This window comes from Micromonospora sp. KC207 (assembly GCF_004348615.1).
GTDB lineage: Bacteria > Actinomycetota > Actinomycetes > Mycobacteriales > Micromonosporaceae > Micromonospora.
This window is the reverse complement of the sequence record NZ_SMKJ01000173.1, coordinates 1-15,160: the sequence shown is the minus strand read 5'-3', so window position 1 is coordinate 15,160 and position 15,160 is coordinate 1. Positions and strand designations below refer to the sequence as shown.

Here is a 15,160-nt window from a genome sequence, read left to right as displayed (position 1 = left end):
GTGTCAGCGAGTGCGCCGGTTGTATGTCGGTACGTTCGACGGCCGCGGTCGGCGTGATGGGGTTCGGGCGGTTGCGGGGGTGTTAGGGTGCCTCGGTGCGGGCGTCGGGCGCGGGACGGTGGCGGCGGTAGTGCCGGGCCGCTCTGGCGCGGTTGCCGCAGGCGGTGGAGCACCACTCGCGTCGTGGATGGTCCTTGATGAAGTAGAGGACGCATCCGGGGGCGTGGCAGGCGCCCAGGACGGGGTCGGACGCGGTGAGCAGTGCGATGGCCTCGGCGGCCACGGTGGCCAGGGCGATGGTCGGCTCCGCGGTGGGCGCGGTGGGGCGTAGGCGTAGTTGGTCGCCGAGAACATCCAGGGTGTCACGGCAGGGACCGGCGGCTGCCGTTTCGTTGACCACGTGGACGGCTGCCTCGATGTCGCGCATCGCGGAGCGGGCAGCGGGCCGCGTGTCCTGGGTTTTCAGGGCGGCCAGGCGTCGCAGGGCGTCGCGCAGGGCGATTGTGGTGTGAAGGTCGGTGGCCGTCACAGAGGGCTCGGTGTGGGCGAGGCCCGTTGCTGCCAGCCATCGCGCCAGGTCGGCGGGGGCGGTGAGTGCCTCGTGTACGCCGTGGCGGTCGGCCCAGATGGTGTTCATCAAGCGGACCGGCCGGGGTTCGGACGGCAGCACGAGCACCGTGCCCACGGCCTCGACGTTTCCCTCATCCATGTTCTAACGGTAACACCGGCTTGCCAGCGTGAGAGTTCGTCTGCTACAACTTCTAACGGCAGCAATGAGCTGTTGGCGTTAGAAGGCGTTGCCTTTGCCTGAGGAGCACCTTATGAGCACCCTGCCCCTGATCGATCCCGTCACCGCCACCGGCAAGACCGCCGACCTGCTCGCCGCCGTGCAGCGCGGCCTCGGCGTCACCCCGAACATGACCAAGGCGATGGCCAACGCCCCCGCCCTGCTCGACGGCTACCTCGCCCTGTCCGGCGCGCTCAGCAAGGGAGCACTCAAGGCCGCCACCCGCGAGCGCCTCGCGCTGGCCGTGGCCCAGGACAACGCTTGCGACTACTGCCTGTCGGCGCACTCCTACCTCGCCGAGCACGCCGCCAAGTTGTCCGCCGACGACATCACCGCCGCCCGCAAAGGCTCCAACGACGACCCGAAGATCGCCGCGCTGCTCACCTTCGCGGTCACCGTCAACACCGCGCGCGGCAGCGTCAGCGCCCACGACCTGGACCTCGTGCGTGCCGCGGGAGCCAGCGACGAGGAGATCACCGAGGTCATCGGGCACGTCGCCCTCAACGTGCTGACCAACTACTTCAACAAGGCCGCCGCCGTCGACATCGACTTCCCGGTCGTGACCGCATGAACGGGACCACAGGAGCAGCCCCGGCTCCGGCTGCCGCACCTCTTCGCCCGCCGCTGCCTCCCTTCGACGAGGCCGGGGCACGGGCCAAGGTCCAGGCCGCCGAAGACGCCTGGAACAGCCGCGACCCCGAACGCGTCGCAGCCGCCTACACACCGGACTCGCAGTGGCGCAACCGCGACGAGTTCCTCGCCGGCCGCGAGCAGATCGTCTCCTTCCTCACCCGCAAGTGGGCCCGCGAGCAGGACTATGCGCTGCGCAAGAGCCTGTGGGCCTTCACCGCTGACCGGATCGCCGTCCGCTTCCAGTACGAGTGGCGCGACGAGACAGGGCAGTGGTGGCGCAGCCACGGCAACGAGAACTGGGAGTTCGACGCCGCCGGATACATGAGCCGACGTGAGGCGAGCATCAACGACGTCCGCATCGACGACGACGAGCGGCGCATCCACGGTGCCCGCTGCGCCTCCGAACGCGACGCCGTCCTGCCGCTGCGCTGAGCACAGCGGCCCACCCGGCAGGTTCTCCAAGCAGCGGGAGTCTTCATGCACGTCGCGGCGCTGTGGCGCTACCCGGTCAAGTCCCTGGCCGGGGAGCAGCTGAGGCAAGCAGTCGTCACCACCGACGGCTTGCAAGGTGACCGCCTCGTGCACGTGCGGGGCCATCGAGGTCCGCTGACCGGGCGTACCCGGCCGGGACTGCTCACCCTGCCGGCAAGCACCGGCGCCGACGGTGTTCCACGGGTGGCCGGCCACCCGTGGAACACTGCGGACGCCGCCACACTCATCCGCCAGCGAGCCGGGGACGCCGCCCAACTGCGGGCCTACGCCGGCCCGGAACGCTTCGACATCGGCAACCTCCTCGTCGCCACCGACGGCGCCGTCGCCCGTTTCGGACACGACGTGCGCCGCCTACGCCCCAACCTCCTACTCGGCGGTGTCCCCGCCGACGCCGAGGCCACATGGCCCGGCCACGCGCTGATCATCGGCGACGCTGTGATCGGGCTGCACTCCCTGCGTGTGCGATGCAACGTCACCACCATCGACCCCGACACCGGACGTCAAGACCTCGACGTCTTCCGCCGCCTGCGCAAAGACTTCGGCGGCGAACTGGCCCTCAACGCCTGGGTGATACGCCCGGGTACCATCCGCGTCGGCGACGCGGTCCGCCTCACCGAGACCAACGCCACCCCGCGCCACCTCGGCGGGTGGATCGTCGGTGCCCCCTACCCCGGACCCGGCGCCTGACCGGCAACAGCCCGACGCGACGCCTTCAGGCTCGCCTACGTCGCTCAGTCCCCGTGCACCAGCCAGCAGCAGTGAGCGGCCCCGCACTTTCGTGGAACCCACCCGGCTGTCGACCGCCTGGCTCCGCCGGCCTGACGTTGCCACCCCGACGGCCTGGTCCGCCACGTCGGGCCGGCAGGATCAGCACGCTGACTCTCTTCGCGAACGTTCACACCTGTCAGTCGTCAGGCGGCAGCGCGGTCGAGATGGGCATGGAAGCACTCGGCGACGACCAGCGTGACCTGACGCACAACACGGCGCGCGGGCAGCACGCGGAGTGTCGCAGGGTGGAGGCAGAATCGTCTCCGTGCTGGTGGCGGTGGAGGCGGACGACCGGGGTGGGGGAGTGTTGCGGCCCCTCGACCCCGCCGGCCCGGCCGAGCAGGTCGCCGACCTCGCCGCCGCCGTGGCCGCCCGGGAGGCCGTGACGCACCCCCGCTGGGTCTGGGGCTCCGGTGCCACCGTCTACCCGGCGCTGCTGCGCGCAGGGGTCCGGCTCGACCGCTGCCACGACGTCGAGCTGACCGAGTCGCTGCTGCTCGGGCACGCCGGCCGCTGGGGTGAGCCTCGCTCGCCGGCCGCCGCGTGGGCCAGGCTCACCGGCGCGCCGGTGTCGCCGGACCCGTCGCCCCGCCCGGCCGAGCCGCCCGGCCACGGGCAGGGCGCGCTCTTCGACACCCTCCCCGGCCCTCCGGGCCCCGGCGTCGAGGCCCTCACCCGGGTGTACGCCGACCAGCTCGACCGGATCGCCGCCACCGCGCACCCCGGCCGGTTCCGGCTGCTGGTGGCCGCCGAGTCGGCCGGCGCGCTGATCGCAACCGAGATGGGTGCCGCGGGCCTGCCCTGGCGGGCCGAGGTGCACGACGAGATCCTCACCGAGCTGCTCGGCGAGCCGTCCCCGGTCGGCGGCCCGCCGCGCCGCCTGGCCGAGCTGGCCGCTCGCATCGCCGAGGCGTTCGGTGTGCGCCAGGTGCACGCCGACTCCCCGGCCGAGCTGCTGCGGGCGTTCGCCCGCGCCGGGGTGGAGCTGCCCAACACCCGGGCCTGGGTGCTGCGCGGGGTCGACCACCCGGCGGTGCCGCTGGTGCTGGAGCATAAGGAGCTCTACCGGATCTGGACGGCGCACGGCTGGGCGTGGCGGGACGCGTGGGTGCGCGGCGGCCGGTTCCACCCGGAGTACGTCCCCGGCGGCGTCGTCTCCGGCCGGTGGGCCACCCGGGGCGGCGGCGCGTTGCAGATTCCCAAGGTGATCCGGCGGGCGGTGGTGGCCGACCCGGGCTGGCGGCTCGTCGTCGCCGACGCCGGCCAGCTCGAACCGAGGGTGCTCGCGGCGGTCTCCGGCGACGCCCGGTTGGCCGCCGCCGGTGGGGCGGGTGACCTCTACGCTGCCCTGGCCCGGGACTCCTTCGGCGGCGACCGGCCCCGGGCCAAGGTCGCCCTGCTCGGCGCCATGTACGGGCAGACCGGCGGGATGGCCGTCCCCGCCCTCACGGTGCTGCGGCGCAACTATCCGACCGCCTTCGCGTACGTGGAGGCGGCGGCCCGCACCGGCGAGGCCGGCGGCCTGGTGCGGTCCTGGCTCGGGCGCACGTGCCCGCCCGGCGCGGCCGGCTTCGCCGACGGCGACGACGCCGGCATCGACCCGGAGGCGGCGGTCGACCCGCAGGGGCCCCGGGCCCGGGCGGCCCGCTCCCGGGGCCGGTTCACCCGCAACTTCGTCATCCAGGCCACCGCCGCCGAGTGGGCCTCCACGCTGCTGGCCACCCTGCGTACGGCGCTGGCCGGCAGGGACGCCGAGCTGGTCTTCTTCCAGCACGACGAGGTGATCGTGCACTGCCCGGCCGGGCAGGCCGACGAGGTGGCCGAGGCGATCCGCGCCAGTGGCGCGCGGGCCACCGCCCTGCTGTTCGGCGACACCCCGGTCCGGTTCCCGCTCGACGTGTCCGTCGTCGACTGTTACGCGGACGCCTGACCGCTGACGCTGTCGTCGACTGCTACCCCGGAAGCCTGACCGCTGCGGCAAACCTTGTCCCGACTGCGCCAAATATCCCTTTCGCCCCGACACTCATCCAGGGAGTGCTCGTTGCACCCGGTGTGCGAATCGCAGGAATGATCATCGCGGCGGGCGGGGGCCGCCGCCTCGGCGGCCCCGAGGCACTGCTCCATCAGGGCGACCAGCCCCTGGTGGACCGGATGATCGACACGATGGCCGAGGCGGGCTGCGAGCAGATCGTGGTGGTGCTGGGCGCGGCGGCGGACCAGGTGCGGCGGACCGCCGCCCTGACCCGGGCCACGGTGGTGGTCAACCGTGCCTGGGGAACGGGTGTCGGCTCGTCGATCCGGGCCGGCCTCGCAGCGCTCACCGACGAGAGCGTCGAAGCGGTGGTGGTGGTCCCGGTGGACATGCCGGGGCTCACTTCGGCGGCCGTGCGGCGGGTGGCCGCGCTGCCGTACCCCGACGTGCTGGTCTGCGCCACCTACGACGGCCTGCGCGGGTACCCGATGGTGTTCGGCCGCCGGCACTGGTCCGGCATCGCCACCCTGGCTAGCGCCGACGTGGGTGCCCGGCCGTACCTGCTGGCGCACAAGGACCGGATCGTCGACATCTCCTGCGACTCGGTGGCCGACGGCAGCCGCGTCGACACCCCGGAGCTGATGGCCCTGTACGGGCTGACCGTCCCGCCCCAGCGCGTCGGCGCCTAGCCCCCTGGGTCGAAGTCGGGCGCGTCAGGCGGTGGCCGACGTCATGATGTGGGCTCGGTTGCCGCGACGGCGGGTTCCTGGGGTGCTTGCCGGCCGGAGCTGCTCGCCCGCCGGGCGGACGAGCAGCTCCGGGTAGGACGCTCAGGCTGACGACGCCACCACGCCTCAGCCGCCCGCCGGCGGCTCGAGCCGGCCCGTGCCGGCCAGGCCCCGGTACCAGTGGGCGCTGTCCTTCCAGATCCGCTCCTGCGTGTCGTAGTCGACCCGGATGATGCCGAAGCGCCGGTCGTAGCCGTACGCCCACTCGAAGTTGTCCAGCAGCGACCAGACGAAGTACCCGCGCACGTCCGCGCCCGCGTCCATGGCCGCGCCGACCGCGTCGATGTGCCGGTACAGGTAGTCCAGCCGCCGCTCGTCGTGGACCCGGCCGTCGGGGGTGACCACGTCGTCGAACGCCGCGCCGTTCTCGGTGATCATCAGCGGCAGGTCGGGGTGCTCCCGGTGCAGCCGCAGCAGCAGCTCGGTCATGCCGGCGGGCTCGATGTTCCAGCCCATCGCCGTGTACGGGCCCGGCTGCGGCAGGAAGTCCACGTCGTCGGCGCCGACCCACGGGGTGTGCGCCGAGCTGCCGTGCCCGTCGTTGTCCGAGCGGGCCGAGACACCGTCCCAGGCCCGGACAAGGGTGGTCGAGTAGTAGTTCACCCCGAGCACGTCCAGCGGCACCGCGATCGTCCGCTCGTCGCCGTCGCGCACGAACGACCAGTCGGTCACCTTCGCGGTGTCGGCGAGCAGGTCGGCCGGGTACGCCCCGTCGAGCATCGGGCCGAGGAACGCCCGGTTGGCCAGTGCGTCGATGCGGCGCACCGCGTCGGCGTCGGCCGCCGAACCCGACGCCGGCCGGATCACGTGCAGGTTCAGCGTCACCGACAGCTCCGCCGCCGGCACCAGCTCGCGCACCACCCGGCCGGCCAGACCGTGGGCCAGGTTGAGATGGTGCACGGCGGCCAGCGCCCCGGCCGGCTCGGTGCGCCCCGGCGCGTGCACCCCGGAGCCGTAGCCGAGGTACGCCGAGCACCACGGCTCGTTGAACGTCGTCCAGGTGTGCACCCGGTCGCCGAGCGCCTCGACGACGCCGGCCGCGTACTCCTGGAATCGCAGCGCGGTGTCCCGGGCCGGCCAGCCGCCGGCGTCCTCCAGTTCCTGCGGCAGGTCCCAGTGGTACATGGTGGCCACCGGCCGAACGCCCCGCTCCAGCAGCCCGTCGACCAGGCGGGAGTAGAAGTCCAGCCCGGCCCGGTTGAACGCGCCGGAGCCGCCGGGCTGCACCCGGGGCCAGGAGATCGAGAACCGGTACGCGGCGAGCCCCAGCTCGGCGATGTGCCGCAGGTCCTCGGGCCACCGGTGGTAGTGGTCGGCGGCCACGTCGCCGGTGTCCCCGTTGTGGGTGCGGCCCGGGGTGTGGCTGTAGGTGTCCCAGATCGACGGGCCCCGCCCGTCCTCGGTGGCCGCGCCCTCGATCTGGTATGCCGCCGTCGCCGAGCCCCACACGAAGCCCTCAGGAAAGACCCGGGTCACCGGTTCGCCTCCGATCCCACCACGTCGCAGCCGTACCCGGACGACGCGCCGGCCACCAGCTCGACGGCGGCCGTCGCGTCGTCGTACCGCACCTCGAACTCGGCGCCCGGGCCGCCGCCGGGCGAGGGGATCCACACCCGGGTCCGCTGCCCGGCCACGGGTGCGAACAGCCGCAGCCGTACGCCGTCGGCCCACTCGTAGTCGGGCCGGTCGTCGGTCGACCCGAACGGGATCACCGCACCCGGGCGGGCGAGCACCGGCAGGCTGTCGTAGTCGTGCTTCTCGGTCACCCAGGCCGGCCCGGTGAGCTGCGCGCCGCTGACCAGGTGCGTCCAGGTGCCGGCCGGCACGTAGAAGGTGACCTCGCCGTCGGCGCTCATCACGGGCGCGACCAGCACGTCCGGGCCGAGCATGTACTGCCGGTCCAGGTAGGCGGCCATCGGATCGTCCGGGAACTCCACGACCATCGGCCGCATCACCGGCACGCCGTCGCGGTGCGCCTCCTCGGCCGCCGCCGCCAGGTACGGCATGAGGCGCAGCTTGAGCCGGGTGAAGTGGCGCAGCACCTCCACGGCCTCGTCGTCGTACGCCCACGGCACCCGGTACGAGCCGGAGCCGTGCAGCCGGGAGTGCGAGGAGAGCAGCCCGAACGCGATCCACCGCTTGAACACCGCCGGGTCGGGGGTCCCCTCGAAGCCGCCGATGTCGTGGCTCCAGTACCCGAACCCGGACGCCGACAGCGACAGCCCGCCGCGCAGCGACTCGGCCATCGCCACGAACGTCGACTCGCAGTCGCCGCCCCAGTGCACCGGGAACTGCTGCCCGCCGGCCGTGGCGGACCGGGCGAACACGATCGCCTCGCCGACGCCGCGCTCGGCCTCCAGCAGCTCGAAGACCGCCTTGTTGTAGAGGTAGGCGTAGTAGTTGTGCATCCGCTGCGGGTCCGACCCGTCGTGCCAGACCACCTCGGTGGGGATGCGCTCGCCGAAGTCGGTCTTGAAGCAGTCGACGCCCATGTCGAGCAGGACCTTGAGCTTGCCGGAGAACCAGGCCACCGCGTCGGGGTTGGTGAAGTCGACAAGCGCCATGCCGGCCTGCCACTTGTCCCACTGCCAGACCGACCCGTCGGGGTTGCGCACCAGGTAGCCGGCCCGGCGGCCCTCCTCGAACAGATAGGAACGCTGGGCGATGTACGGGTTGATCCAGACGCACACCTTCAGGCCGCGCTCGTGCAGCCGGCGCAGCATCCCCTCCGGCTCGGGAAAGGTCGCCGGATCCCAGACGAAATCGACCCAGTGGAACTGCCGCATCCAGAAGCAGTCGAAGTGGAACACCGACAGCGGCAGGTTCCGCTCGGCCATCCCGTCGATGAACTCGGCGACGGTCTTCTCGTCGTACGAGGTGGTGAACGACGTCGACAGCCACAGCCCGTACGACCAGGCCGGGACGCGGGCCGGGCGGCCGGTGAGCGCGGTGTAGCGGCGCAGCACGTCCTTCGGGGTGGGCCCGTCGATCAGGTAGTAGGTCAGCGACTGCCCCTCGACGCTGAACTGGGCCTGCGAGACGACCTCCGAGCCGACCTCGAACGACACGTGCTCGGGGTGGTCGACGAAGACGCCGTAGCCGGCACTGCTGAGGTAGAACGGCACGTTCTTGTACGCCTGCTCGCTGGCGGTGCCGCCGTCGGCGTTCCAGATGTCGACGGTCTGGCCGTTCTTGACGAACGGGCCGAACCGCTCGCCGAGGCCGTAGATCGTCTCCCCGACGCCCAGCGCCAGCCGATCGTGGACGAAGTGGCGGCCCTCGCCGTCGGTGACGATGCCGACGCTGCGCTCGGTGGACGCGGTGACCGGGCGATCGCCGCGCAGGAAGTCGACCCGCCACCGGTCGACCAGCGTGACCCGGGCGGTCAGCTCGCCGGTGGTCAGCGCCGCGCTGACGCCGGTGACCTCGACGGTGACCGAGTGGTCGTCGCCGGCCGCCAAATCGAAGCGTGGCTGCTTCGGCAGCCCGCCACGGTGGTGCCCGACGGTCACCCCGATGACGCCCGGGGCGGGGGAGAAGAACTGGACGGTGACGACCGGGCGGTTGAGGGTGTCGCCCCGCCCGGTGATCTGACCGGTCGGCGCGAAGACGGTGAAGCCGCGTTCGTCCGGCTCCACCGATTCGACTGTGCCGGGGCGCAGGACGGTGACCCCCGGACGCAGTTGCCAGTACCCGTCGGTGAACTTCACTTCTCGGCTCCTACCGTGATGCCGCGGCTCAGCGTGCGCTGGAAGATGAGGAAGAACACGATCGCCGGGACGAGGCTGATCAGCGCCCCGGCGTTGGTGGTGGGGGCGTCCATCAGCCGGTCACCCTGCAACGACGCGAGGGCCACCGGGATGGTCTGGGTCTGGTTGTCGATGAGCATCACCAGCGGGATGAGGAACTCGTTCCAGGTCCAGATGAAGAAGAAGACCAGCAGCACGGCGAGGGTGGGCCGGACGTTGGGCAGGACGACCCGCCACAGGATCGTCCACTTGCCGGCCCCGTCCAGCGCCGCCGCCTCCAGCAGGCTCTTGGGGAACGTGCCGAGCACCGAGGCGAGCAGGTACGTGCCGAACGCGCTCTGGATGACCGTGAAGATGATGATCACGACGAGTCTGGTGTTGTAGAGGCCGGCCTCCTTGGCGAAGTAGTAGAGCGGGTACACCAGGGACTCCTGCGGCAGCATGTTCGCCAGCAGGAACGCCCCGACGATCCAGAGCCGGCCGCGGACCCGGCCGATGCCCAGCGCGTACGCGTTGAGCAGCGACACGGCGACCGCGAGCACCGCGACCGAGCCGGCGATCAGCGTGGAGTTCCACAGCTTCTGCGGGAAGTCGACCCGCGTCCAGTACGTCCGCAGGCCCTGGGTGTAGAACTCCGACGGCCAGCTCAGCGGCCCGTCCGTCGAGTACTGCCCGGGCGCCTTGAACGCGTTGAGCAGCATGAACGCGAACGGCACCAGCATGACCAGCGCCCCGGCGGTGACCACGGCCAGCACGGTCCACCGGCCGACGCCCCGGTGGTGCCGATCGGGCACCCGGGCGGGGCGGCCGGGCTTCGCGGCGGCCGTGGGGGCCTTGGGGGGAGTGATGGTGACGGACATCAGGCGCCCCCGTCCCGTCGTTCGGCGCGGTGTTGCGCGCGGATGAACAGCAGCGCCACCACCACGATGATCAGCGTCAGCACGGTCGAGATCGCCGACCCGTACCCGACCTGGAGTTTCTTGAAGAACGTGTAGTACGCGAAGTAGGACGGCACGTTGGTGGCGTTCTCCGGGCCGCCCCGGGTCAGCGCGTAGATCGGCCCGAACACCTTCATCGCGGCGATGGTGCAGGTGAGCGCGACGACGAACGTCTCCGGCCGGATCTGCGGCAAAGTGATCGCCCGGAACCGGCGGGTCCAGCCCGCGCCGTCGATCTCCGCCGCCTCGTACAACTCGGGGTCCACCCGCTGCAACGCGGCCATGAAGACCACCACCGGGTAGCCGATCTGCACCCAGATCATCACGCCCATCACCGCCGGCAGGGCGGTGTCGGGGTCGCCGAGCCAGTCGTGGGACAGCGCGCCCAGCCCGACGGCGTCGAGCAGCCCGTTGAGGGCTCCGTCGGGGCGCAGGATCCAGCCCCACACGATGCCGGCCACCACGACCGGCAGCACCTGCGGCAGGTAGAACGCGGCCCGCAGCGCGTTGGCGGTACGCGGCTTGAACCGCCGCCCGATGGTGTCGAACAGCACCGCCGCGAGCACCAGCCCGACCACGGTGGGCACCACGACCATCGCCACGATCATGGCGAGGGTGTTGCGGAACGACTGCCAGAACACGGTGTCGTCGAGCAGGCGCTGGTAGTTCTCCAGCCCGACGAAGGTCGGGTCGCCGATGCCGGACCAGCGGGTCAGCGACAGGTAGCCGGTGAACAGCAGCGGCCCGCCGATGACCAGCGCGAAGAGCACCGCGCCGGGCAGCAGGTACAGCCAGTACCCCGCGTCGCCACGCCGACGGCGTGGGCCCCTGCCGGCTTTCGGGGTGGGTGTGGCCCGGCGTCGGGTGACGAGGGCGTCGGATGCAGCCATGGTGATCCCTCCGGTGCGCCGGCGGGCGCGTCGCTCAGCACGCGCCCGCCGGGCGTCCTCGTCAGCCGCGCTTGATCTCCGCGACGCCCTCGTCGTACGGCTTGGCGATCGCGTCGAGCACCTGATCGGGAGACTTGGACTGGTTGATCAGGCCCTGGAAGCCGGAGACCAGCACGTCGTAGTAGCCGGGGACCGGCCAGTCCGGGTAGAAGGCAAGGCCGTCGGTGGAGATGATCGCGTTGAAGTTCTCGATCAGCCTGCGGTCCTTGGCGTCGGCGATCTTCGTCGGGTCACCGGCCACCGGGACGCCGCCGTTGTTGCCGATCAGGGCCTGGATCTCCGGGCGCATGGTGATGTCGACGAAGTCGTACGCCAGGTCCTTGGCCTTGCTGGTCGCCGGGACCACCCAGATGTTTCCGGACGAGCCGGCGTGCAGCTTGTTGCCGGGGAACAGGAAGCTGTCCCAGTTCGCCTTCATCTCGCTCTTGAACCGGCCGTACCACCAGCTCCCGGAGACGATCATCGGGGTCTTGCCGGCGATGAACGCGGTGCCCATGTCCTCGGCCTTGGCGCTGGCGGTGTCCTTGCCGATGTAGCCCTTGCGCACCCACTCGGCGAACGTGTCCGCGCCGTACTTGAGTGGGTCGGCCTTGAAGTTCACCGGGTTCTTGTAGAGCTGGTAGTTGTCGACGAACGCCCGGTCGGCCTTGGCCAGCGCGAGCTCGTAGAAGAGCTGCCCGGCCGGGTACTCGGCGCCGGCGGTGCCCAGCGGGGTGACGCCCTTGGCGACGAAGGTGTCCATCACGGCGGTCAGCTCGTCGAGGGTGGTGGGGACCTGCACCCCGTACTTGTCGAACAGGTCCTTGTTGTAATAGACCATCACGTACTCGCCGTAGTTCGGCACCCCGTACCAGTTGCCGGAGCCCATCACGCCCTTGTCGTCGTACTTGGCGGTGGTCTGCAGGCTGGGGCTGAGCGCCTTGTCCCAGCCGCGCTTGGTCGCCTCGGCCGTGAGGTCGGTGAGCAGGCCCTGCTTGGACAACAGGCCGGCGGTGGCGTTGCCCTTGTTGTACTCCATGATGTCCGGGCCCTCGGACGAGTTGATGATCATTCCGGCGTTCTGCTGGATCTGCTCGAACGCCTTGCGCTCGAAGCGCACCTCGACGCCGGGGTGCTCCTGCTTGAAGACCTCGATCGCCTTGTCCCACGCCACGCCCATGGCGCTGGTCTCGCCCTCGTAGTGCCAGAGCTTGAGCACCTTGGCGCCGCTGGCGCCCTCGTCGGCGTCGTCACCGCAGGCGGTCAGGGACACCGTCGCGGCGACGGCCAGGGTCACCGCCGCGACGACTGTGCGGAATCGTTGCATTACCATTCTCCTCGTGAGTATCGAGCGGGTACTCCTCTAGGCCCGCCGTCGCGTGGCAGCGCGGCGGCGGGCTGTGCTTCCTGCTCGTCGTCCCCGGCGGCGTCCCCCGTCGGACGACCGGAAGGCCCGCTGGAACCGCGGACCTCCAACGTGCACGGCAGCAGTTGCTGGTGGATCGGGGCGCTGTCCTGCTCCAGGTGGCACAGCAGCGCCTCGACCGCGATGCGCCCCAGCGCCGAACCGGGCGACGTCATCGCGGTCAGCGCCGGGGTGGCCAGCTCGGCGACCTGCGGCGAGGTGACCATGGAGACGACCGAGACGTCGTCGGGCACCGTGAGGCCCCGGCCGGCCAGCCCGCCGAGGATGCCGAACACGGCGCTCTCGTTCATGGCGAGGATCGCGGTCAGGTCGGGGGCCCGGCCGAACGCCGTGTCCAGGGCCGCCCGCCCGCCGGCCGCGCTGTTCTCGGCGGGGATCATCAGCGGCTCGACCCCGTGCTCGGCCATCGCCGCGGCGAACGCGTCGCGGGTGCGCAGCGCCGGGCCGTACCCCTCGGCGATGGTCGTGGCCGAGTGGTTGACGTAGACGATGCGGCGGTGGCCGAGGCCGACGAGGTGTGCGACGGCGTCGCGCACGGTGCGATCGAAGTCGATGTCGACGTACGACAGGCCGGTGGTGTCGCCGGTGCGGCCGATGAGGACCAGCGGCACGCCCGCCTCCCGCAGCACGGCCACCCGGTCGTCGTCGAGCTGCACCTCCATCAGCAACGCGCCGTCGAGCATGCGCTGGCTGGCCAGCCGCCGCAGGCCGTCGAGGTCGTCGGCGTCGACGGGGGAGAGCACCAGGTGGTAACCCGCCGCGCTGGCCGCCGAGGCTGCGCCGGTGACGAAGGCCGTCTCGGTGGCGCCCATGCCGCGCTCGTCGATCGGCAGGAGCAGGCCGAGGATGCGGCTGCGCCGGCTGGCCAGCCCCCGGGCCATCGCGTGCGGCTGGTAGTCCAGCTCCGCCATCGCGGCGCGGACCTTGTCCCGGGTGGCCTGGGAGATGGGGCGGGCGCCGGTGAGCACGTACGACACTGTGCTGACGGAGACCCGCGCGAGCCGGGCGACGTCGTGCATCGTGGCCATCGCGCACCTCCCTCACCGGCTGGCCGGCAGGCTTCTGACCTGCGTCGAAACGCTTAGTCGAAGCGTTTCGACAGACCGTAGGTCACGTGTTACGAGGGCGTCAATAGCCGATGACGAAAATGGGTCGCCGGGCCGTTCCCGCGCCGAGAACGCGGGCCGGCCCGGCGACGGGGCTGGTGGGGCGGGGTCAGATCTCGATGTTGAACTTGCGCAGCACCGAGGGGGCGACCAGGCCCACCGCCGCGAGCACGGACAGGGCGGTCAGCACGCCGCGCAGCACGATCACCTCGGTCTTGCTGCCGGTGCGCAGCGCGATGCTGTTCGGCAGGCCGACCATCATCCACATCCGGCGCTTGATCGGGATCGGCCAGAGGATCGGCACCCCGGCGCGGGTGATCATGTCGCCGAGGATGTGCACGAAGCAGCCCACCCCGACGGCCAGCCCGATCAGCGGGTACCCCCGGTCGCCGGGGAGGTTGGCGAACGTGAACCAGGCGGCGGCGGCCGAGGCCAGGGTCACGATCACCCAGCCCGCGCGCTCCGCCCACCGGTCGAACAGCCCGCGCAGGGCCAGCCCGAACATGAAGAACAGGATGCCGACCACCGCCGGTTTGCCGTACGCGGCGCAGAGCGCGGTGGTGCCCCAACCGACCAGCACGGTGAACGGGATGGTGTGGGTCAGGGTGCGGTGGCCGTTGTTGCGGCGCGGGTCCTTGCTGAGCTTGGTCGCGTAGTAGACGCCGAGGGAGATCTTCTCCATCACCTCGGCGACGAAGAGGCTGACCACCCCGAAGGTGCGCGCGACCGTGGCCCCGCCCTGGTTGCGGGTCACCTTGCCGGACAGGTCGAGGTCGGGGAAGAGCGCCCCTCCGGCGCAGACCGCGGTGCCGACGGCGAGGGCCAGCGGCGACTGCTGGTAGTCGGCGAACTGGTCGAGCGCCCAGGAGCCGGTCAGCCACACCGCCGCGCCTGACAGTGCGTGGGACGGTCCCATCATGACGCCTCGCCCTCCCCAGGGATCTTGATCCACAAACTACGCCACTGTGGCAGAGTCGCCGCCGGGGAGCAATCACCCGGACGGTCCACAGGGGAAGGTGTCGCGATCCGGTCGCCACGTGCTTGTCCGAGTCGGCTCACGCCGTGCCGTCGGTCCGGAAGCTGGACCGCATCGTCTCCCGCTCGGCCGCGCCGGCGGCCCACCCCGCGTCGGGGCCGCTCCAGGCCAGCGACCACGAGCGGGTGCCGCGGGGGATGAGCTGCACCCCCCGCAGTCGCGCGCCCATCGGCGCGTCCCAGGCGCACTCCCACTCCGCCCCCCGGTCGGCCACCTCCGCCAGCCGGATCTTCACGTACCCGGGGAGGGCGCCCGCGGCCCGCGCGCGGCGCTCGTTGGCGCGCAGCTGAGCCAGCGGAGCGACGTCTGGGTCATCGGCCGGGGAAATGGTCAGCATCCGGCGGGCGGACGGGTCCTGGAAGCAGACCGCGGTCCCGTCCCGGTAGTGCCGCCAGCCGGGCGGCACGGCGAGCCGGAACCCGGCGGGGTCGGCGTACCAGGCCCAGCCCTCCGGCGGGCGCAGCGGCTCGTCCGGTGCGGGTGGGACGGTCGTCGGCGGCTCGCCGAAGGGGTAGGGCCGCAGGCAGGGAAAGGGC

The 15,160-nt window shown here is 71.7% G+C and carries 13 protein-coding genes and 1 pseudogene; 5 read left to right on the top strand and 9 right to left on the bottom strand.

What is annotated here, in order from left to right; all coding sequences use genetic code 11:
• Positions 1-82 precede the first annotated feature (82 nt).
• On the bottom strand, positions 83-709 hold the full coding sequence (locus E1258_RS20710; protein ID WP_207919643.1) for an ABATE domain-containing protein: 627 nt from the start codon (positions 707-709) through the stop codon (positions 83-85).
• 112 nt (positions 710-821) lie between these two features.
• On the opposite strand from E1258_RS20710, the gene E1258_RS20705 reads away from it, so the two are divergent.
• From E1258_RS20705 to E1258_RS20685, 5 genes are all read left to right on the top strand, one after another.
• Positions 822-1,358, top strand: a complete 537-nt coding sequence (locus tag E1258_RS20705) for a carboxymuconolactone decarboxylase family protein (protein ID WP_132403858.1) — start codon at positions 822-824, stop codon at positions 1,356-1,358.
• A complete protein-coding gene (locus tag E1258_RS20700) occupies positions 1,355-1,852 on the top strand; it encodes a nuclear transport factor 2 family protein (protein ID WP_132403855.1) in 498 nt (165 codons plus the stop codon). The genes E1258_RS20705 and E1258_RS20700 overlap by 4 nt, the downstream gene beginning before the upstream one ends.
• Positions 1,853-1,897: 45 nt before the next feature.
• Entirely contained in the window at positions 1,898-2,599 is a 702-nt protein-coding gene (locus E1258_RS20695; RefSeq protein WP_132403852.1) for an MOSC domain-containing protein, read from the top strand.
• Positions 2,600-2,915: 316 nt separating this feature from the next.
• A complete protein-coding gene (locus E1258_RS20690) occupies positions 2,916-4,610 on the top strand; it encodes a bifunctional 3'-5' exonuclease/DNA polymerase (protein ID WP_371688649.1) in 1,695 nt (564 codons plus the stop codon).
• 137 nt (positions 4,611-4,747) lie between these two features.
• Positions 4,748-5,341: an NTP transferase domain-containing protein gene (locus E1258_RS20685; RefSeq protein WP_007071943.1), complete on the top strand. Its 594-nt coding sequence runs from the start codon at positions 4,748-4,750 to the stop codon at positions 5,339-5,341.
• 165 nt (positions 5,342-5,506) lie between these two features.
• Here the strand turns inward: E1258_RS20685 and E1258_RS20680 are convergent, their stop codons facing one another.
• The 8 genes and pseudogenes from E1258_RS20680 to E1258_RS33490 form a co-directional block, all read right to left on the bottom strand.
• The gene (locus E1258_RS20680) at positions 5,507-6,916 is read right to left on the bottom strand and encodes a GH1 family beta-glucosidase (RefSeq protein ID WP_132403846.1); all 1,410 of its coding nucleotides are present in this window, start codon (positions 6,914-6,916) and stop codon (positions 5,507-5,509) included.
• Positions 6,913-9,150: an alpha-xylosidase gene (gene yicI, locus E1258_RS20675; RefSeq protein ID WP_132403843.1), complete on the bottom strand. Its 2,238-nt coding sequence runs from the start codon at positions 9,148-9,150 to the stop codon at positions 6,913-6,915. Before yicI ends, E1258_RS20680 begins: the two co-directional genes overlap by 4 nt.
• Complete coding sequence (locus tag E1258_RS20670; protein WP_132403840.1) at positions 9,147-10,049, bottom strand: carbohydrate ABC transporter permease; 903 nt, start codon at positions 10,047-10,049, stop codon at positions 9,147-9,149. Before E1258_RS20670 ends, yicI begins: the two co-directional genes overlap by 4 nt.
• The gene (locus tag E1258_RS20665; RefSeq protein WP_132403837.1) at positions 10,049-11,017 is read right to left on the bottom strand and encodes a carbohydrate ABC transporter permease; all 969 of its coding nucleotides are present in this window, start codon (positions 11,015-11,017) and stop codon (positions 10,049-10,051) included. The genes E1258_RS20670 and E1258_RS20665 overlap by 1 nt, the downstream gene beginning before the upstream one ends.
• Positions 11,018-11,078: 61 nt before the next feature.
• Positions 11,079-12,383 (bottom strand): ABC transporter substrate-binding protein, encoded by a 1,305-nt coding sequence (locus E1258_RS20660; RefSeq protein WP_132403834.1) that lies wholly within the window; start codon positions 12,381-12,383, stop codon positions 11,079-11,081.
• Entirely contained in the window at positions 12,383-13,510 is a 1,128-nt protein-coding gene (locus E1258_RS20655) for a LacI family DNA-binding transcriptional regulator (protein ID WP_243715591.1), read from the bottom strand. Before E1258_RS20655 ends, E1258_RS20660 begins: the two co-directional genes overlap by 1 nt.
• A gap of 187 nt (positions 13,511-13,697) precedes the next feature.
• Entirely contained in the window at positions 13,698-14,507 is an 810-nt protein-coding gene (locus E1258_RS20650) for a metal-dependent hydrolase (RefSeq protein ID WP_132403831.1), read from the bottom strand.
• A 136-nt stretch (positions 14,508-14,643) separates the two neighbouring features.
• Positions 14,644-15,160: pseudogene (locus E1258_RS33490) on the bottom strand (serine/threonine protein kinase); the annotation flags it as partial.

Coding starts and splice junctions, on each gene's coding strand:
- E1258_RS20660 (WP_132403834.1), bottom strand. CDS start 12,383: ATGCAACGATTCCGCACAGTCGTCGCGGCGGTGACCCTGGCCGTCGCC.
- E1258_RS20665 (WP_132403837.1), bottom strand. CDS start 11,017: ATGGCTGCATCCGACGCCCTCGTCACCCGACGCCGGGCCACACCCACC.
- E1258_RS20670 (WP_132403840.1), bottom strand. CDS start 10,049: ATGTCCGTCACCATCACTCCCCCCAAGGCCCCCACGGCCGCCGCGAAG.
- E1258_RS20705 (WP_132403858.1), top strand. CDS start 822: ATGAGCACCCTGCCCCTGATCGATCCCGTCACCGCCACCGGCAAGACC.
- E1258_RS20695 (WP_132403852.1), top strand. CDS start 1,898: ATGCACGTCGCGGCGCTGTGGCGCTACCCGGTCAAGTCCCTGGCCGGG.
- E1258_RS20700 (WP_132403855.1), top strand. CDS start 1,355: ATGAACGGGACCACAGGAGCAGCCCCGGCTCCGGCTGCCGCACCTCTT.
- E1258_RS20685 (WP_007071943.1), top strand. CDS start 4,748: ATGATCATCGCGGCGGGCGGGGGCCGCCGCCTCGGCGGCCCCGAGGCA.
- E1258_RS20650 (WP_132403831.1), bottom strand. CDS start 14,507: ATGATGGGACCGTCCCACGCACTGTCAGGCGCGGCGGTGTGGCTGACC.
- E1258_RS20710 (WP_207919643.1), bottom strand. CDS start 709: ATGGATGAGGGAAACGTCGAGGCCGTGGGCACGGTGCTCGTGCTGCCG.
- E1258_RS20655 (WP_243715591.1), bottom strand. CDS start 13,510: ATGGCCACGATGCACGACGTCGCCCGGCTCGCGCGGGTCTCCGTCAGC.